The organism is Lactimicrobium massiliense, from assembly GCF_900343155.1.
GTDB lineage: Bacteria > Bacillota_I > Bacilli_A > Erysipelotrichales > Erysipelotrichaceae > Bulleidia > Bulleidia massiliensis.
This window is the reverse complement of record NZ_OUNG01000006.1, coordinates 201,428-218,754: the sequence shown is the minus strand read 5'-3', so window position 1 is coordinate 218,754 and position 17,327 is coordinate 201,428. Positions and strand designations below refer to the sequence as shown.

Below are 17,327 nucleotides of genomic sequence, written 5' to 3'. Positions count from 1 at the left end.
CGGGAAGGAGGCTCATTGCGCTAATACTTTTCGATTTTGCGGCGTTCTGGTTTCAGATTATGCTGCTTTGCCTCACGCTCTTTTGCTACACGGTCAAAATCTGCCGGCGTAATACCTTTGGCAGCCATCAGCACCAGCAGATGGTAGGCAAGATCATTCAGTTCATTGATCAGATCCTCATTGCTCTGTGACAAAGCTGCGATCACTGTTTCGGTGCTTTCTTCTCCTACTTTTTTCAGAATTTTCTCCAGTCCTTTGTCAAACAGATAATTGGTATAGCTGCCCTCTTCCGGATTCTCTTTGCGGTCCAGAATGACTTCATACATCTTCTCAAGCTCACTCATCCACTTCTCCTCCTTCCATATTGCGGTAAAAACAGCTTGTATGGCCGGTATGACATGCCGGTCCATCCGGGTCTACGAGTAATAAGATGGTATCCTCATCACAGTCTACCATAATCTTTTTCACATGCTGGAAATTGCCGCTTGTTTCTCCTTTTGTCCACAGTTCCTTCCGGCTGCGGCTGTAGAATACAGCAAGCCCGGTTTCCATTGTTTTCTTCAGGCTTTCCTGATTCATGTAGGCAAGCATCAGCACCTTTTTGCTTGTGGCATCCTGCACAATGCAGGGCACAAGGCCATTGCCTTTTTCAAAGTCAATTTTCATCATAGGCGTACCGGAATCCCTTCTTTCTGCAGATACTGCTTGACCTGTTTTACCGTCAATGTGCCATAGTGGAAAAGCGAAGCGGCCAATGCGGCATCGGCAGCATCCGCCTTGAACAGGCTGCCAAAGTCTTCCAGACAGCCACAGCCGCCGCTGGCAATGATCGGTACTCTGACTGTTTTCCGCACTGCCTGGCACAATGGCAGATCATAGCCTTTCTTTGTGCCATCGGCATCCATGGATGTTAACAGAATTTCACCTGCCCCCATGGCAACGGCATCCTTTGCCCACTGAATGGCATCGATCCCGGTATCCAGCGTGCCGCCTTCAATCACAACATTCCAGCCAGTGTCATCTTTTCTGCGGCGGGCATCCAGAGCCAGAACCATGCACTGACTGCCATAGCGGCGTGCACCTTCCTGCAGCAGATTGGGATTACGGACTGCAGCACTGTTGAGGGACACTTTATCTGCACCAGACCACAGCATGCGGTGTACATCTTCCAAAGAACCAATACCGCCGCCGACCGTAAAGGGAATGGCAATGCGGGAAGCTACTTTTTCCACCATGTCTGCCATTGTTTTTCTGCCTTCCTGGGTTGCCGCAATATCGAGAAAAACCAGTTCATCAGCACCCTGTCTGTTATAGCCATCTGCCATTTCAACCGGATCACCAACTTCTTTCAATCCCTGGAAGTGAATGCCTTTGACTGTTTTTCCATCTTTGACATCCAGGCATGGAATGATTCTTTTTGTCAGCATGTCCCCTCCTTTTTCTCATATCTGGCAATTGCCTCAAACAGGTTGATTCTGCCTTCATACAATGCCTTGCCGCAGATCACGCCTGCCACTCCCGTATGCGTCAGTGCCTGCAGGTCATCCATACTGCCAACGCCGCCGCTGGCAATCACATTTACATGTTTCAATTGACACAGTTCGCTGTACATTGCCGTGTTGATGCCGCGCATCGTGCCATCCCGGCTGATATCGGTGGCGATGATTGTCTGTACGCCAAGTTCCGCCATCTTTTCAGCCACCGACTGATAGGTTTGATCTGATGACTGCAGCCAGCCATTGAGTGCCACGATGCCATTTCTTGCATCGATGCCAACAGCAATGCGGCTGCCATAACGGGCAAGTGCTTCTTTCAGCAGCTCTTCATTCTCCAGGGCAGCGGTGCCAAGGATGACTCTGGAAATACCGCCTTCCAGATACAGGCGGATATCAGACATGGTACGGATTCCGCCGCCGACTTCTGTATGAATGCCGGCTGCGATGGCGGCATCGAGAATGGCACCTGAGTTTACCGGATGCTGGGCCTTTGCCCCATCAAGATCCACCATATGCAGCCAGGAAGCGCCCTGATGCGCAAATGTAACCGCCGTATCTTTGATGGAACTGGCAACTTTTGTCTTTCTGCTGTAGTCACCCTGGACAAGACGGACCGGTACCCCGTCGATGATGTCAATAGCCGGAAGGATGATCATATGTCTGCCTCCGCAAAATAGCGCAGTACTGCTCTGCCGTCATCACTGCTTTTTTCAGGATGGAACTGACAGCCAAGAATATGATCTCTGCCAACCAGGCCTGGCACGTTGTTTTTTCCATCCACTGAGATGCCGAATACCTGGGCAGGATCCGTACCGGAAGCGAAGTAACTATGCACATAGTACATATACGGATGCCCGGACAGCAGAGAGAAGATGGGGTGTGGATTCACTCGTTCCAGCAGGTTCCAGCCGACTTCCGGGATACGGATATCATCGCCCTGCAGGCGGATAATGTTTCCTTTCAGCAGGCCGAGTCCTTTGTGAAAGCCGTCTTCTTCACTGCTTTCATACAGCATCTGCATACCCAGGCAGATTCCAAGCAGCGGCTTTCCTTTGGCGGTCTGTGCAAGAATCATCTGATCCAGACCGTTTTCTTTCAGCATGGCCATACCGTCACCGAAGGCACCAACGCCTGGCAGAATGAGTTTGTCACAGGCAGAAAGGACTGCTGGGTCGCCGGATACAACAGTTTTGGCAGCAAGATCAGCCAGGGCATGTTTCAAAGAAAACAGGTTGCCTGCTCCATAATCGATGATGCCGATCATGCCAGACTTCCCTTCGTGCTGAAGACACCGCCGCCGGTTGTTGTCACAGCAGCCTTAAGAGCATGTCCAAGTGCCTTGAAGACTGCCTCAATCTTATGGTGGTCATTTTCACCATACAGGATATTGACATGGAGAGTGATCAGGGAATTGAAGGCAAAGGCACGCAGGAATTCCGGTACCATTTCTGTTGACATGGCACCGACTGTTTCACGGTCGAAATTGCCATGAAAAACAATAAAAGGCCGTCCGGAACAGTCCAGGTCCACTCTTGCCAGTGCTTCATCCATGACGCAGGAAAAGGATCCGTATCTGGCAATACCCGCCTTGCTGCCAAGTGCTTCTTTGACAATGATGCCAAGCACAATTCCGATATCTTCAATGGTGTGATGATCATCCACGTCAAGATCCCCTTTTGCTTTCACGGCCAGATCAAAGCCGCCATGGAAGGCAAACAGGGTAAGCATATGATTGAGAAAACCGATGCCGGTATCAATATCTGTTTTTCCTGTGCCATCCAGGTTAATGCTGGCAAAGACGTCTGTTTCTTTGGTCACACGGTGATATTCTGCTTTTCTCATGACTTTTCTCCTTCATATGACTGAATGGCTTTCCAGACAAGCTGATTTTCTTCCTGGGTGCCAATGGAAATACGGAAATACGATGTCCCATTGTATGTGCGGATCACAATGCCTTCTGCCTGCAGGCAGGCAAGCAGTCCATCCAGATCCTCTGCTTTTCCATAGATGAAGTTTGCCTGGGATGGCCAGACTTTCAGCCGTTTACAACCGGAAAGTCTTTGATAAAGCCATTGCCGCTGTATCCTGATGTCTTTGACAAAACCTGCCACATCAATTTCAGGAATCAGAGCAGCCGCAATCGCCATTGACAAAGAGTTCATTGCATATGGTACAAAGTCTGCCTTCAAAGCTGACATCCTGTCGGCATTTCCAACCAGAAAACCTACCCGCATTGCGGCCAGTCCATATGCCTTGGACAGCGTTCTTGTTACAAACAGATTGTCATGCTGATCAATCAATGGCAGTACCGATTCATCATCCGCAAAGTCCATATACGCCTCATCGATGACGACCGGAATATCTTTGAAGTTCTGCACAAGTTTTTCGATATCCGTACGGGGAATCAGGGATCCGGTTGGATTATTGGGATTGGAGAAAAGGATCATGTCAGCATTTTCTTTTTTTCCAAAAGCGATCAGATCATCGATCTTGACGCCGCCGCCTTCGTCCTGCCTGTATCCAACCGTCTTTGCATCAATGGAGCTGGCATAGTACTGATACATGGAGAAATCCGGATTCAATGTCAGTAAAGTCTTTCCTTTGCCAAGATATGTCGTAATCAGATAGCCAAGCATCTGATCGCTGCCATTGCCAGCCAGCAGGCAGTCTTCTGAAATACCCATCTTTTTGCCAAAGGCAGAAAGCAATTCTGTTTCAGCAGGATCCGGATAGCGGTTGTAGGAAATCTTTGTGACAATGTCAGCTGCTTTCTGCAGCAGCTGTGCAGAAAGATTCAGGCTGCTTTCATTCGCATTGAGCAGGATTCTGCCATCCCGCTTTGCGGCTGTATAGGCATTAGTTTTTCCCATTGCGCACCTCCACTGCCCTGGCATGGGCTTCCAGCTGTTCCTCTTTTGCCAGAATCATGATATCGTCTCCATCCTGCTGCAGAGCCTTTTTTGAATAGTGCAGGAAACAGGAGCGGTGGACAAAGGCATCGACGCCAAGGGCACTGGCAAAGCGTGCTGTGCCGCCGGTTGGCAGCACATGGTTGGTTCCGCCATAGTAGTCACCGATTGGCTCACAAGTATCATAGCCAAGGAATACGGAGCCTGCATTTTTGACCTGAGAGAGATACGGCATCGGGTCCTTGATCATCAGTTCCAGATGTTCCGGGGCAATGGCATTTGCATAGGCAATGCACTGTTCCAGTGATTCCGCAACAATCGATCTGCCATAATCACGGATCGAAGCACTGGCTATTTCTTTCTTTGGCAGTGTTTCCAGCTGTCTTTCAAGTTCTTTGTTGACATGATCCAGGAAAGAGCGGGATGTCGTCAGCAGAATGGCTGATGCCATCGGATCGTGTTCCGCCTGGGAAAGAAGATCTGCAGCACAGCAGGCAGGATCAGCGCCATCATCCGCAATAACAAGGATTTCACTGGGGCCGGCAATCATATCGATATCAACTCTGCCAAAGACAAGTTTCTTGGCTGCGGCGACAAAGATATTGCCAGGACCTGTGATCTTATCTACCGGGGCAATGCTTTCTGTTCCCCAGGCAAGTGCGGCAATGGCCTGAGCACCGCCGACCTTATAGATTTCACAGACGCCGGCCAGTCTTGCCGCAAAGGCAATATCGGGATTCAGACGGCCGTCTTTTCCTGGAGGAGTTACCATGACAATACGCTTGACGCCTGCCACTTTGGCGGGGATGACGTTCATGAGTACGGAGGAAGGATACTGGGCACGGCCGCCTGGGACATAGATGCCAACCGATGCCAGCGGCAATACCCGCTGACCCAGATAAACACCAGGCTCCCGTTCCATCAGATAGGAGTTTGTCTTCTGCGCCATGTGGAAAGCAGTGATATTGTCTTTGGCTCTTGTCAAAGCTTCACGGAATTTCTTGTCTGTCAGAGCACATGCATCATCGATTTCTTTTTCAGAGACACGGAAATTCTCAATCTCGACACCATCAAACTGACGGGTATAGTCCTTCAGGGCAGCGTCGCCTTCCTGTTTGACACGTTTGATGATTTCATTGACTTTCAGAAGAATGTCACTGGAGATATCACTTGTGCGGCTGTCCAGATACGCACGCAGCTGCTTTGGATTGTCTGCTTTGATTTCACTTAACATTTTCTGCCTCCTTCACGGTTTCCAGATCTTTCAGAAATGCCGCGACTTCCGGCCGCTTCAGTTTGAATGCGGCTTTGTTTACGATTGCCCTTGCGCTGATGGGACAGACGGTATCATAGACTATCAGCCCGTTTTCCCTGAGTGTTGTACCGGTTTCCATGATATCGACAATGCCATCGCACAGTCCCAGGATCGGAGCCAGTTCCACTGAGCCATCAATCTTGATAATTTCTACATCTTTGCCTTTGTTCAGAAAATACTGCCTGGTTACTTCAGGATATTTGGAGCCGATCTTGATGTGGCCGCTTTTGGTCAGGGGATTGTGATCCGGCAGTGATGCACAGATGAAGCGGCATCTGCCAATGCCAAGATCCAGCATTTCATAGTAATCACTGCCGCCTTCCATCAGGGTATCCTTGCCTACGATGCCAATATCTGCCACCCCATGTTCAACATAGGTGATGCAGTCATTGGCTTTCACCAGGAAATAGCGGATATCTTTGCGTGTATCTGGAAAGACAAGAGTGCGTCCTTTGTTTTGCAGTTTTTCAACACCATATCCGGCCTTGGCCAGCATCGCGGTTGTCTGCTGTTCCAGTCTTCCCTTGGTCAGTGCAATCGAGAGACTCACAATACCACCTCCATCTTTTCTACATCCGCGGCTTCCAGAACAACCGGGCCGTCTTTGCGCAGCTGTTTTGCTTTCTGCAGAGCAGCCTCAATCTGTCCTTTTGGATAGCGCAGACGCCGTACCTCTGTATTCTCATCGTCGAAAAGGTCCAGCAGGTAGTCCAGTTTGATGCCAAAGCCGCATGCTGGCAGGTCACGGCCGAACTTCTTAAGCAGGTCATCATAACGGCCGCCAGAGAGAATCGCGGTGGCAGCGCCATCGGCATAGGCTTCAAAGATGATACCGGTGTAATAGTCAAGATGCGGGACTTTGCCAAGGTCATATGCGATATGGCTTTCCGGATCCAGGCGTTTCATCATTTCGCCAAGTTCCTTCATGCGCTTCACTTCTGCTTCCAGACGGCTGTCAAAGCAAAGTGTCCGAGCTTTTTCCAGACATTCTTCTGTTCCGGAAAGCAGCGGCAGCTGCGTGAAGAAAGAGGTTTCCGGCTCTGACAGTGACAGCGAGCTTACAAACGTTTCCAGATCAGGCATTGCCTTGCGGTCGACCAGGTCTGCCATCGCGGCAGTATCTTCTTTGGAGATCCTGCAGAGTCTTGCCGCAAGGCGGAAGAAATCAGAATTGCCGATTTCAAGAATATAGTTTTTCAATCCAAGCTGTTTGAGAACTTCATCGGCGAGGCTGAGAATTTCCGGATCACTCTGGCTGTCCTCTCCGATCAGTTCCACACCGCAGTCACGCACTTCATTGCGCTTGCCTGCAAAGGACTGGCGTACCTTATACACATTCTCACCATAAAAGAAACGAAACGGCGGTTTTTCATCACGGTACTTGCTGGCCGCAACACGTGCAATCGGCACGGTCATATCTGTCCGCAGGGTCAGAATCTGACCGTCCTGGTCAAAGAACTTATAGATTTCCGTGTCTTTCAGACTGGCATATGCCCTTGCATACGTCTGATAAAACTCAATATCCGGCGTGACAATCTGCTGATAGCCGGCATTGGCAAACACAGCTTCTACTTTCTGCTGCAGCCGCTGGCGTTTCTGAGCCTGTGCCGATGTCAGATCCCGCAGACCGGACGGTGCTTCAATCATCTTCATCTTTCTCATCTCTCCTGTAAACAAAAAGGACATCCCACGCAAGGGACGTCCGCAACGTTGTTCCACCCAATTTCACTGTCATCTCACGATCAACAGCCTCATGAAGTACTATCATACTCCTGTGCTGTAACGTGCACTCACGGACCTTCTTACTTTTTTCAGAAGAACAGCTCCAAGATGTGTTTTCACAAAGACCTCCGTATTTCCTTTCACCAAAGCGGAAACTCTCTTGCAGCTTCAGTCTGTGTTACTTTTTCTCTTCCCTGCTTTTGTGCTTTCATTGTAGTTTCAGCAAAAATGTATGTCAACGCATTTTTAATGAAACTTTTTACATGCAAACAGGATGCCTGTAACACCTGCCAGTGCCGCAGCTGCCATGATTCCTTTATTCTGCTTCTGTTCCTTTACAATCTGTTCCATGTCTTTCACTGGTTCAGCCTGCTTCTGTTTTTCCTGTTTTCCTGTCTGGAGCTTTGTTTGGATCGTAATGGTTTCTTCCTGCTCCGGTTCATCAATGGGAACGGTATAGAGAACCGGCTTTGTGTATGGGTGATAGCCATCCGGGGCAGAAAGCTCTGCAATCTGATAGCTTTCTCCTGGTGAAACGATGCCCATGCCAATGCGATCTGCCTGCTCACTGCTTGTCCAGCTGACAAGCTGATTACCGGCAAGATCAAGCAAAGCCATCTCAGCGCCGGAAACATGTCTTCCCTGTTCATCCACCCGTTCTACCTGCAGGGATGCCTGCTGCAGCTGCAGAAAGACCTGCACAGTCTGTTTTGCCTGTGCCTCAACAGACACCGTTTTCTTTGTACGGTAATGATATCTGCCTGGCTGTTCCATCATGACATAGTACGTACCCTGAGGCATCTCAAAGTGAATCATGCCATTGTCATCTGTGTGCCCTCTTGCATACTGGCCATAGATATCTTTGGCCATACTGGATAAATTCTTTCTGGTGCACAAAGCCACTGCAGCACCGCCAGGCGCTGCTTCCATTTTGAGCGAAACAGACGCAAAAGACTGCAGTTTCAGCACTGGCTCTATATCTGTTTCCGGTTTCTGTAAAGGCATGCGGAAACGGATGGCACGGCCGCCTGTATAGCCTGCCGGCAATGTTTTTAACTGCAGGGAGTACACCCTGCCGCGCTGCAGCTGTATCTGTCCGGGAGCACCTTCAAATACGATATCGCCGTTTTCATCCAGCAGCTGTACTTGTGCCTCGTGTACATCACTGTCAGAATCTTTGACGGCAAGGCTGGCGATGACTGGCTGTGCGGCTATGGCAATTGTGCGTGCACTTGCCTTCTGGGAATCGATCACAATTGGATGGATTTCCTGATCCGGATACTGATCCAGTCCGCAGTCTGTCTGTTTCAGGTAATATGTCCCGTCTTTCAGCATCAAATTTTCCCATCCCATCAGCGGATGGCGCAGCACATCGAAGGCGGGCAGCGTACATTCTTTGTCTGCAAACAGTTCATACCCTGCCGACTGCGGCAGCTGAAAGTCGGTCAGAACATACGGGATCACATCCAGCATGACATCGAAGCTTTCCAGCTTTTCTGCCTTGATTTCTGTGCTGCCTGCAGAGACATAGCCAGAAGGCAGATTGACCGGTGTCAATCGCAGAAGGTCATGTTCTTTCAGGCCGCTAAGAAATACACGCGGCTTTGCCGGAAGAATGGTTTCACTGTGCTGGCTGAGGTTTTCCACGCGGATGTCGCACTTGTCCAGCAGCTGGCGCGTTGTCTGATTGCGCACAGAAACGGCAAAGGAAAATGGTTTTCCTGCCATGGCAAGATGCAGATCTTTTTCTTTATGCAGCGGAACAGATACCTGTATAGGATCGATTGCATAGCAGTCAGAAAGCGGTGAAGAATACAGGGTATATGTGCTGTCCCTGTGAACAGGGATATCATGAATCTGCTCATCACTGTCCCACTCTGCCACTTTTTCCTTCTGCTCATTTTCCAGCCAGAGATGGTACTGTCCGCTGTCAATGGAAATGGACAGTACCGGTTTTTCCAATGAGATTTCCAGCCGGACAGTTTCGTGCCGGGATGGATCAACGGTAATGGCATGCAGGGTATCGTCCTGGTAGTATGATGGATCATCTATGGAGCTGCGGTAATACCATGTACCTTTGGCAAGCCCGCTGTCTGTATCAATGGGATGCTCTCCTTTTTCATCCGCAAAGAAGGAAACGGACAGCCCCGGGATCTGTGGAACCTCAATCACTGCTGTATCTTCATACCGATGCGTAATTTCCTTTTTTTCGGGATGACGGGAATCCATATAGATTTCCGTGTCAGGAAAAGCAGACACATTCGGGATTTTCTCTTTCTGGCGCAATGTATAGGAATGATCAGGAAGAATCAGGCTGCCAATCTCCAGTGTTCCATCTTTCACCAGCAGTTCTGTTTCCTTCTCATCATCCTGCAGGATAAAAACCGGATCTGTGACTGCATTTGTCTCAGTGGCATCTTCCAGACTCACAGAAACCTGGATTGGCTGCAGTGTGATCTCTTTCTTCTGTGTCATTTCCACAGGTTCTGCAAGGTCATAATAGCCAGTCAGCGGCTTTTCAAGGCGGATGAAAGATCCCGCCGGCACTTGAAACGTGCCGCTGTCATCTGTGATGCATACCGATTCTTCCATGAAGTCTTTCTGCTGGCTGACAAGCAGGCGGACATTGGCAGCCGGCTTTGTATCTGTTAACAGCCGTGTCTCAATCAGTGCGGGCTGTTTGTCCAGCTGCCAGATGGCAGCCCCGATGAAAACGCCGAGCAGCAGCGGCTTATGCATAAGCTGTCTCCATCGACAGGTGTGTCTGTGAGATCAGATCATGAAACAGCAGATCTTCAATGCAGGTATTCAGTTCTATGGGATCCATGCCTTTTTCAACTGCCACATGGCGCAGATCCTCATGGCCGATGACAGTGCGCCACAGCAGAATCCGGCTTTCAATGCCATTTTCCTTTTCAATCCTGTCCAGCATGTTTTCAATGGAGGCAATCTTCTCATCTACTTTGTTTAGTGCTTCAACCTCCGTACTGCACGGACTGCCATTGGAACGGGCCATTCTGATTCTGTCACGCAGAATCTGCAGCTGCACGACATAGCTGCTGTACTGCCCGCACTCGTGTTTCAAATGCATCAATGTTGTGTGATTGGAATTCATCTTTTGTCCTCCTTGCTGTGCTTCCTTCTCTCTATGCCCGCAAAAAACGCGGATTCCCTGAAAAAAGATTGGTTTCCGGATAAAATGTATGCAAGCTGGAGGCATGTGTATGGATGAGCTGCGTGCATTGCGGTGGTATGAAGGTGATGTAACAGGAAATGATCCGCTGTGGGCAGATTCCAAAGCCTATGTCACATTGAATGCCATCTTCTTTGATGGGATCGAAAATGAAATGATCAAGGCAAAAGAGAACAAGCATCTCAATCCTGCCCTGCTGTCAAGATGGCAGGAAGTCTTTGGACAGGACGGCGCATGTGCTGCCCTGTTCTGTCTGATGCAGTCCCATCCTCTTTCCCGGCCATGCCATGTGCGCAGGGTAGAGCGTCTGTATGACTTTGAGCAGATTTCTCAGGCAGGTCATACCATCGCCTTTACTTCCACCTCAACGGCCAGACAGTTTCTGAAAGCCTATGGCGACAAGGATGGCATTGTGCTGCTGGAAGCAGATCTTCCAAAAGGCACATATGCCATTGACCTGTCGGCTGTTCTTCCCCATTATGCCAAAGCAGAAGAAGCAGAAATTCTGCTGGCACCCTGGCTTGGCGTCAAGATGGCTGAAAAGCAGATGGATGAAAATGAAAAAGACATTCTCGACCGCAATGGCAATCCGCCCTCCGGTCTGTATCAGATGGAAGTTTCCAAGATCTCACTGCCAGGGGATGAAGCGCTATCTGTGCAGGAAGAATTGATTGAACCATCAATCCGTGTGTATGATGCATTGAATGAAGGAAGAAAGCCAGTGGCATCAGAGATCAAAGCCTATGTACAGTTGAAGAAACAGCTGCGCAGCCAGTGTGCCAGAGCATGGGAAAACTGCTGTCATCAGAAATGTAAATCATGAGATAAAGGAGAATACAGAATATGGAAAAGATTGCAAGTTTTACGATCAACCACCTGAAGCTGGAACCGGGAGTCTATGTATCCAGAAAAGATAAAGTCGGCAGTGAAGTGCTGACAACGTTTGATCTGCGGCTGACTGCCCCTAACAGAGAGCCTGTCATGAATACAGCTGAGGTGCATACGATTGAACATCTGGGTGCTACCTTTCTGCGCAATGATGCCAGATGGAAAGACCAGACGGTCTACTTCGGGCCGATGGGATGCCGGACAGGTTTCTATGTCATCTTTGCCGGTGATCTGGAATCAAAGGATATTGTGGATGTCATTACCCGCATGTTTTCGTTTATTGTTTCCTTTGAGGGTGAAATTCCTGGTGCAAAGCCGGCCGAATGCGGCAACTATCTGGATCAGAATCTTGCCAGTGCAAAATGGTGGGCAAAGCGGTATCTGGAAAAGACACTGCAAAATATTGATGATGCCCATATGGTATATCCACAGTAATCATGCATATAGAAAAAAGGCCTCCGTGGACAGAGAAGATTCTTCTGCTCTGTCCGGGAGGTCTTTTGTGTGTTTTGTAAGTTATGCAATGATGCCGGTGTACTTCAGAACATCTTCCACGGTGTCAACCGGGACAATCTTCAATGCGTCTCTGGCTTCCTGTGGTACATCTTTGAGATCATCGACATTATCCTTCGGGATCAGAACGGTCTTGACGCCCGCTCTGGCAGCGGCCATGAGTTTTTCAGGCAGACCGCCGATTTCCATGACTTTGCCGCGCAGCGATACCTCACCAGTCATACCAATGGAAGGATCTACCGGATGGCCGGTGACAAGGGATGCCAGTGCCGTCGTCAGTGTGACACCCGCAGAAGGTCCGTCTTTCTTGACTGCACCTTCCGGCACATGGATATGAATGTCATGATTGGCAAACACATCTGCTTTGTCCGGGAATCTGTGTCTGACCAAAGACATGGCGATAGAAACAGATTCTTTCATGACATCGCCCAGCTGGCCGGTGACTGTCACCTTGCCGGTTCCCTTCATCATCAGTGATTCAATGAACAGGATTTCACCGCCGGCTGCTGTCCAGGCAAGCCCTGTCACAATACCGGGCTGATCATTCTTCAGAACACGATCATGGTGAATGGGTCTGGCATCGAGATAACCTTTGAGATTATCCTGATTGATCACAAGCGTATCTTTGCGGCCATTGGCAATTTCAACAGCGCAGCTGCGGCATAACGTATCCAGTACTTTCTTGAGGCCGCGGACACCGCCTTCCATCGTATAGGAAGCGACCATTGCCCGGATGGCATCATCCGTCACCTCAAGATCCTTGTCCTTGATGCCCATGGCAGACATAGCCTTTGGCAGCAGATGCTTTCTGGCAATCTGGAACTTGTCGGATGCCGTATAGCCATTGAACTGGATGACTTCCATACGGTTCAGCAGCGGTTCCGGAATGTTGTCGATGCTGTTGGCTGTGCAGATGAAGAAGACATGGCTCAGATCATATGGCACGTTCATGTAGTGATCTGTAAAGGTGGCGTTCTGTTCCGGATCCAGCACTTCCAGCAGTGCACTGGCTGGATCGCCATTGTAGGAGGCACCAAGTTTGTCTACTTCATCCAATACCATCACAGGATTGCTGGCACCGCTCTTCTGGATCCCGTCCATGATGCGGCCTGGCATTGCCCCGATGTAGGTTCTTCTGTGGCCGCGGATATCTGCCTCATCCCGCACACCGCCAAGCGATACACGTACATATTTGCGGTGCAGTGCTCGTGCAATCGATGCAGCAATGGATGTCTTGCCGGTGCCAGGTGCACCAACAAACAGCAGGATCGAACCGGACTGGGAATGTTTCAGATTCATCACAGCAATCTGCTGGATGATTCTCTTCTTCACCTTCTCAAGGCCGAAATGATCTTCATCGAGAACTTTCTGTGCCTCTGACAGAGAAATCTTTTTCGCAGAAGGCGTCTTCCAGTTCAGAGATGTGACAAAATCCAGGTATTCATAGATATTGCCGTACTCTGGTGAATTCTTACCCTCCTGCTTGAGTCTGTTCAGCATCTTGTCTGCTTCTTCACGGGCCGTAGGGTTCATGCCGGACTCTTCGATTTTCTTCTGGAAACGGGCAGCATCAGATACATTTTCCGGATGCATCTTATCAAGCTCATTCTGCAGATATTCCATCTGTTTCTTGATAGCCTGCTCTTTATACGCCTGCTCATATTCCTGGGCAGTGGCAGTCTGGGCATCCGCATTCACGCGGGCAACTTCCAGATAGCTGTACAGGATTTCTTCATAACGGCGGTTGCGTGCTTTGCGGCTGTCCTCTGCCAGCAGTGCATACTTTTCTTCCGGTTTCAGCGGCAGCCACATGCCAAGAGCCGCAATGATCTCGCCTTCATTGGTCCACTGATCCACAAAGCCATCCACAAACTTGCCCCACTGGAAGTGTGACATGTAGTCTTTGACAAGCTTTTTCAGATTGACCAGGTGCTCTGCCTCTTCCTGAGGATCCAGGTCTTCGATATCAGCACGGCGTGAGATATTGGCCATCAGTGTATGGTCTGCCCGGACCGTAATGTTTTCGATATTGACGCGCTGGTCAGTATGAACAACGATGAAGCCGGACATGTTTTCTTCCTGAATGTAGCCGGTGACACCGATCGGGTAGAAGCTGTCTTCGGTATACTGGGTACGCGGAATGTTCTCACGGGCGATGACAAAGATGATCTTTTCACCTGCGGACAGATGGCTGCCGGCGGCGGCCTGGAAACTGTCTGACGGGAAGAACAGATTGGCATCTGGCAGTACAAGCTGGTTGTATACAGGAACGATTAACATAAGCCTCCTTTCGCACTCTTACCAATAGAGTGCTAACTCATTTGTAAAATAAATGGGGATAATCCCCGAACACTGACATCTGTCAATGTACTAATAGGATGACACTATGTTGGACACTTGTCAAGTTTTATGATACATTTCTGGTATGTATAACGGAAACAATAAAACAGCATGTCATTCCCAGCAGGTAATTGCGGATGCTCTGTTTGATCTGCTTGCACAGGAGCGTTATGAAAAGATCTCCATTACGGAGATCTGTACGAAGGCAAATGTGTCCAGGCAGACATTCTATTCCCTGTTTTCCTCCAAGGAGAATGTGATTGCCTATCAGCTTGGCAGAGATCAACAGTATGTGCCATCCCGCTGTCAGGACCATTTCTTTAAAAATGTATGTCTGGATTACAGCCGCTATATCATGCAGGAGAGGGAAATGCTTGCGATCCTGTATGAAAATCACCTGCTGGGACTGGTCCAGAACATGCAGATGCGGCATTTCCTGGACTGTCCTGATTTTCTGCCCGATCATGATGGCTTATACCGTCAGTATGCCGCATCGTATATTGCCAGCGGCCTGCTGGGCATTGTGCGGATTTATCTGGAAAATGAGGACAGCCTGAATGAAGAAGAGCTTGCGGCTGTCATTACAGATCTGCTCAGCGGTGCCTATCTTCCTTCTGCTTCCTGATCAGAGTACGCGCACACGGATGACGCCATCCAGATCATTCAGTTCCTGGATGGCTTTTTCAGGGACATCCGTATTGACGTCAAAGACGGAATACGCGTAGCTGCCTCTGGACTTGTTGGTCATGTTTTCAATGTTGATGCCGTCACGTGCAAACAGCGGCATCATGTTTGCCAGCATGCCGGGCAGGTTGCGGTGGATGATGCAAATGCGGGATGCACCGCTGCGTTCCAACTGCACATCCGGCAGATTGACAGAATTGCGGATATTGCCATTGGTCAAATAGTCGTCCATTTCCTTGGCTGCCATGCGGGCACAGTTGGACTCTGATTCAAATGTCGTGCCGCCCAGATGCGGTGTCAGTACGGTATTCTTTGTTTCAATCAGCCGTTTGGTCGGAAAATCTGCCACATATCTGGCAACCTTGCCATCATTCAATCCTTTGATCATAGCATCTTCATTGACGACTTCCCCACGGGCATAGTTGATGATCCGCACACCATTTTTCATCAGGGCAATGGCTTTGTCATCAATCATATTTCTGGTTTCATCGGTCAAAGGGGTATGAATCGTGATGTAATCACTGTAGCGGAAGATATCGCGCAGATCAGAAACGCGGAAAACGTGGCGGGAAATGGCCCAGGCGGCATCCGCACTCAGGTATGGATCATAGGCATATACCTTCATGTTGCAGGCAAGGGCAATATTGGCAACTCTGGATCCAACGTTGCCGGCTCCGATGACGCCAAGCGTCTTGCCGGCAAACTCCGGTCCGGCATACTGTTTCTTGACCTTTTCCATGCGCTGCTCTATCGGTCCCTGAGAACCGTCGTATGTTTTAACCCATTCCATAGCCGGTAGGATTTCACGGGATGCCATAGCCAGGGCAAACAGGAAGAGCTCCTTGACACCGTTGGCATTGCCGCCGGGTGTATTGAAGACAACGATTCCCTTTTCAGCACATTCATCCAGCGGAATGGTATTGACACCAATACCTGCCCTGCCGATGCACAGCAAATTCTTTTCAAACGGATACTTGTGAAGGTCCGAAGCACGCACAAACAATGCGTCCGGATGTTCCACCGTTTCGGACAGTTCATAGCGGTCAGCAGTCAGAATGGTCCTGGCACTGGGCGAAATATTATTCAATAGTTTAACTTTGTACATGTCTTATCCTTTCCTGTTCTCACTTGCAAACTGTTCAATCCACTGGCACAGTGCTTTGACGCCATCCAGATCCATGGCATTGTAAATGGAAGCACGCATGCCGCCAAGCAGACGGTGTCCCTTCACATTCACCAGACCATGTTCTGCTGCGCCCTGAATAAAGCGGGCATCCAGATCAGCATCACCGGTTGAGAATGTCACATTCATGCGGGAACGGCTCTCCTTTTCAGCATACAGATGAAACAGCGCATACTGCTCCAGGGTGCCATAGAGAAGATCTGCCTTTTCCTGGTTTCTTCTGCCGATTTCTTCCATGCCACCCTGGTCTTTGAGCCAGTCCATGACCAGACCGAGCATATAGATCTGCCAGCATGGCGGCGTGTTGTACATACTGTCATGAGCAATCTCACGTGGATAAGAATACATGACCGGAGTAAGCCTGTCAGGTTCTCTGGCAAGATCTTTGCGCACAATGACCAGCGTCACGCCTGCCGGAGCAAGATTCTTCTGTGCACCGGCATAGATCAATCCGAATTTTGAAACATCCACGGGACAGGACGCAATGTCACTGGACATATCTGCCACAATGGGAACACCATTGGTCTCTGGTACATAGTGCCATTCGGTGCCATAGATTGTGTTATTGGCACAATAATGGAAATAGGACGCATCCGGATGGATGTCCAGTTCCTTCTGCTGAGGAATATGGCGGTATTCATTTCCGCTGCCATCATAGGAAACATGCATCTGGCCATAGCGGTTTCCTTCTTCATAAGCAAGATTTGCAAAGTGTCCCGTCACCGCATAATCTGCCTGACGGTTTTCTTTGAGCAGGTTGAGTGGAATCATCGTGAACTGACTGGATGCGCCGCCTGCCAGAAACAGAACAGCATAGTCATCCGGAATGTTCATGACATCCCTGACTCCCTGTTCGGTATGACCCATGATCTTTGAAAAAGCAGCAGAACGATGGCTCATTTCCATCACAGACATGCCGGTACCTTCATAGTCCAGCAGTTCTTTCTGTGCTCTTTCCAATACGGGCAGCGGCAGCTGGGACGGTCCAGCCGCAAAGTTGAATACACGGTGCATAGTCATCTCCTGATCCCCCTTATGGGCCATTTTAGTACAAAAGGCAAAGACTGCGGAAATAAATTTCGCA

Annotated in this window: 18 protein-coding genes and 1 other annotated feature; of the genes, 3 read left to right on the top strand and 15 right to left on the bottom strand. The window is 49.5% G+C overall.

All coding sequences use genetic code 11. The features are described 5' to 3' along the window. Positions 1-20 precede the first annotated feature (20 nt). The 12 genes from hisE to DHU66_RS11610 all read right to left on the bottom strand — a co-directional run bounded on the left by hisE (position 21) and on the right by DHU66_RS11610 (position 10,557). Positions 21-344, bottom strand: coding sequence for a phosphoribosyl-ATP diphosphatase (gene hisE / locus DHU66_RS11665; RefSeq protein WP_108776108.1), 324 nt, complete (start codon positions 342-344; stop codon positions 21-23). Beyond that, positions 337-669 (bottom strand): phosphoribosyl-AMP cyclohydrolase, encoded by a 333-nt coding sequence (gene hisI, locus DHU66_RS11660; RefSeq protein ID WP_108776107.1) that lies wholly within the window; start codon positions 667-669, stop codon positions 337-339. The genes hisE and hisI overlap by 8 nt, the downstream gene beginning before the upstream one ends. Next, a complete protein-coding gene (gene hisF, locus DHU66_RS11655) occupies positions 666-1,427 on the bottom strand; it encodes an imidazole glycerol phosphate synthase subunit HisF (protein ID WP_108776106.1) in 762 nt (253 codons plus the stop codon). The genes hisI and hisF overlap by 4 nt, the downstream gene beginning before the upstream one ends. Beyond that, positions 1,421-2,152: a 1-(5-phosphoribosyl)-5-[(5-phosphoribosylamino)methylideneamino]imidazole-4-carboxamide isomerase gene (gene hisA, locus DHU66_RS11650; protein WP_108776105.1), complete on the bottom strand. Its 732-nt coding sequence runs from the start codon at positions 2,150-2,152 to the stop codon at positions 1,421-1,423. Before hisA ends, hisF begins: the two co-directional genes overlap by 7 nt. Further along, a complete protein-coding gene (gene hisH / locus DHU66_RS11645) occupies positions 2,149-2,760 on the bottom strand; it encodes an imidazole glycerol phosphate synthase subunit HisH (protein ID WP_108776104.1) in 612 nt (203 codons plus the stop codon). The genes hisA and hisH overlap by 4 nt, the downstream gene beginning before the upstream one ends. Continuing rightward, a complete protein-coding gene (gene hisB / locus DHU66_RS11640) occupies positions 2,757-3,338 on the bottom strand; it encodes an imidazoleglycerol-phosphate dehydratase HisB (RefSeq protein ID WP_108776103.1) in 582 nt (193 codons plus the stop codon). Before hisB ends, hisH begins: the two co-directional genes overlap by 4 nt. Then, positions 3,335-4,366, bottom strand: a complete 1,032-nt coding sequence (locus DHU66_RS11635; RefSeq protein ID WP_167836379.1) for a pyridoxal phosphate-dependent aminotransferase — start codon at positions 4,364-4,366, stop codon at positions 3,335-3,337. The genes hisB and DHU66_RS11635 overlap by 4 nt, the downstream gene beginning before the upstream one ends. Continuing rightward, positions 4,353-5,639: a histidinol dehydrogenase gene (hisD, locus tag DHU66_RS11630; protein WP_108776101.1), complete on the bottom strand. Its 1,287-nt coding sequence runs from the start codon at positions 5,637-5,639 to the stop codon at positions 4,353-4,355. The genes DHU66_RS11635 and hisD overlap by 14 nt, the downstream gene beginning before the upstream one ends. Further along, a complete protein-coding gene (gene hisG / locus DHU66_RS11625) occupies positions 5,629-6,270 on the bottom strand; it encodes an ATP phosphoribosyltransferase (protein WP_108776100.1) in 642 nt (213 codons plus the stop codon). Before hisG ends, hisD begins: the two co-directional genes overlap by 11 nt. Then, on the bottom strand, positions 6,267-7,373 hold the full coding sequence (gene hisZ / locus DHU66_RS11620) for an ATP phosphoribosyltransferase regulatory subunit (protein ID WP_108776099.1): 1,107 nt from the start codon (positions 7,371-7,373) through the stop codon (positions 6,267-6,269). The genes hisG and hisZ overlap by 4 nt, the downstream gene beginning before the upstream one ends. A 38-nt stretch (positions 7,374-7,411) precedes the next feature. After that, positions 7,412-7,646, bottom strand: a binding site (T-box leader). Between the two features lie 42 nt (positions 7,647-7,688). Continuing rightward, entirely contained in the window at positions 7,689-10,181 is a 2,493-nt protein-coding gene (locus DHU66_RS11615; RefSeq protein WP_108776098.1) for an MSCRAMM family protein, read from the bottom strand. Then, on the bottom strand, positions 10,174-10,557 hold the full coding sequence (locus tag DHU66_RS11610; RefSeq protein WP_108776097.1) for a hypothetical protein: 384 nt from the start codon (positions 10,555-10,557) through the stop codon (positions 10,174-10,176). Before DHU66_RS11610 ends, DHU66_RS11615 begins: the two co-directional genes overlap by 8 nt. Positions 10,558-10,666: 109 nt before the next feature. Here DHU66_RS11610 and DHU66_RS11605 point away from each other — a divergent pair, with 109 nt between their 5' ends. Beyond that, positions 10,667-11,458 (top strand): hypothetical protein, encoded by a 792-nt coding sequence (locus tag DHU66_RS11605; protein WP_108776096.1) that lies wholly within the window; start codon positions 10,667-10,669, stop codon positions 11,456-11,458. Positions 11,459-11,478: 20 nt separating this feature from the next. Then, entirely contained in the window at positions 11,479-11,958 is a 480-nt protein-coding gene (locus DHU66_RS11600; RefSeq protein WP_108776095.1) for an S-ribosylhomocysteine lyase, read from the top strand. A gap of 81 nt (positions 11,959-12,039) precedes the next feature. Here the strand turns inward: DHU66_RS11600 and lon are convergent, their stop codons facing one another. Further along, positions 12,040-14,316, bottom strand: coding sequence for an endopeptidase La (lon, locus tag DHU66_RS11595; RefSeq protein WP_108776094.1), 2,277 nt, complete (start codon positions 14,314-14,316; stop codon positions 12,040-12,042). Positions 14,317-14,461: 145 nt separating this feature from the next. Here lon and DHU66_RS11590 point away from each other — a divergent pair, with 145 nt between their 5' ends. After that, positions 14,462-15,001 carry a TetR/AcrR family transcriptional regulator gene (locus DHU66_RS11590; protein WP_108776093.1) on the top strand — a complete coding sequence of 180 codons (540 nt, stop codon included), beginning with the start codon at positions 14,462-14,464 and terminating at the stop codon, positions 14,999-15,001. On the opposite strand, the gene DHU66_RS11585 is transcribed toward DHU66_RS11590, so the two are convergent. Then, entirely contained in the window at positions 15,002-16,165 is a 1,164-nt protein-coding gene (locus DHU66_RS11585; protein ID WP_108776092.1) for a phosphoglycerate dehydrogenase, read from the bottom strand. A 3-nt stretch (positions 16,166-16,168) separates the two neighbouring features. After that, positions 16,169-17,257: a 3-phosphoserine/phosphohydroxythreonine transaminase gene (gene serC / locus DHU66_RS11580; protein ID WP_425349078.1), complete on the bottom strand. Its 1,089-nt coding sequence runs from the start codon at positions 17,255-17,257 to the stop codon at positions 16,169-16,171. Positions 17,258-17,327 lie beyond the last annotated feature (70 nt).

Excerpts from the sequence above, each read along its gene's own strand:
- hisD (WP_108776101.1), bottom strand. The coding sequence starts at position 5,639 with ATGTTAAGTGAAATCAAAGCAGACAATCCAAAGCAGCTGCGTGCGTAT.
- DHU66_RS11605 (WP_108776096.1), top strand. The coding sequence starts at position 10,667 with ATGGATGAGCTGCGTGCATTGCGGTGGTATGAAGGTGATGTAACAGGA.
- DHU66_RS11600 (WP_108776095.1), top strand. The coding sequence starts at position 11,479 with ATGGAAAAGATTGCAAGTTTTACGATCAACCACCTGAAGCTGGAACCG.
- DHU66_RS11590 (WP_108776093.1), top strand. The coding sequence starts at position 14,462 with ATGTATAACGGAAACAATAAAACAGCATGTCATTCCCAGCAGGTAATT.
- serC (WP_425349078.1), bottom strand. The coding sequence starts at position 17,257 with ATGCACCGTGTATTCAACTTTGCGGCTGGACCGTCCCAGCTGCCGCTG.
- hisB (WP_108776103.1), bottom strand. The coding sequence starts at position 3,338 with ATGAGAAAAGCAGAATATCACCGTGTGACCAAAGAAACAGACGTCTTT.
- hisE (WP_108776108.1), bottom strand. The coding sequence starts at position 344 with ATGAGTGAGCTTGAGAAGATGTATGAAGTCATTCTGGACCGCAAAGAG.
- DHU66_RS11635 (WP_167836379.1), bottom strand. The coding sequence starts at position 4,366 with ATGGGAAAAACTAATGCCTATACAGCCGCAAAGCGGGATGGCAGAATC.
- hisH (WP_108776104.1), bottom strand. The coding sequence starts at position 2,760 with ATGATCGGCATCATCGATTATGGAGCAGGCAACCTGTTTTCTTTGAAA.
- lon (WP_108776094.1), bottom strand. The coding sequence starts at position 14,316 with ATGTTAATCGTTCCTGTATACAACCAGCTTGTACTGCCAGATGCCAAT.
- DHU66_RS11615 (WP_108776098.1), bottom strand. The coding sequence starts at position 10,181 with ATGCATAAGCCGCTGCTGCTCGGCGTTTTCATCGGGGCTGCCATCTGG.
- hisZ (WP_108776099.1), bottom strand. The coding sequence starts at position 7,373 with ATGAAGATGATTGAAGCACCGTCCGGTCTGCGGGATCTGACATCGGCA.
- DHU66_RS11585 (WP_108776092.1), bottom strand. The coding sequence starts at position 16,165 with ATGTACAAAGTTAAACTATTGAATAATATTTCGCCCAGTGCCAGGACC.
- hisA (WP_108776105.1), bottom strand. The coding sequence starts at position 2,152 with ATGATCATCCTTCCGGCTATTGACATCATCGACGGGGTACCGGTCCGT.
- DHU66_RS11610 (WP_108776097.1), bottom strand. The coding sequence starts at position 10,557 with ATGAATTCCAATCACACAACATTGATGCATTTGAAACACGAGTGCGGG.
- hisF (WP_108776106.1), bottom strand. The coding sequence starts at position 1,427 with ATGCTGACAAAAAGAATCATTCCATGCCTGGATGTCAAAGATGGAAAA.
- hisI (WP_108776107.1), bottom strand. The coding sequence starts at position 669 with ATGATGAAAATTGACTTTGAAAAAGGCAATGGCCTTGTGCCCTGCATT.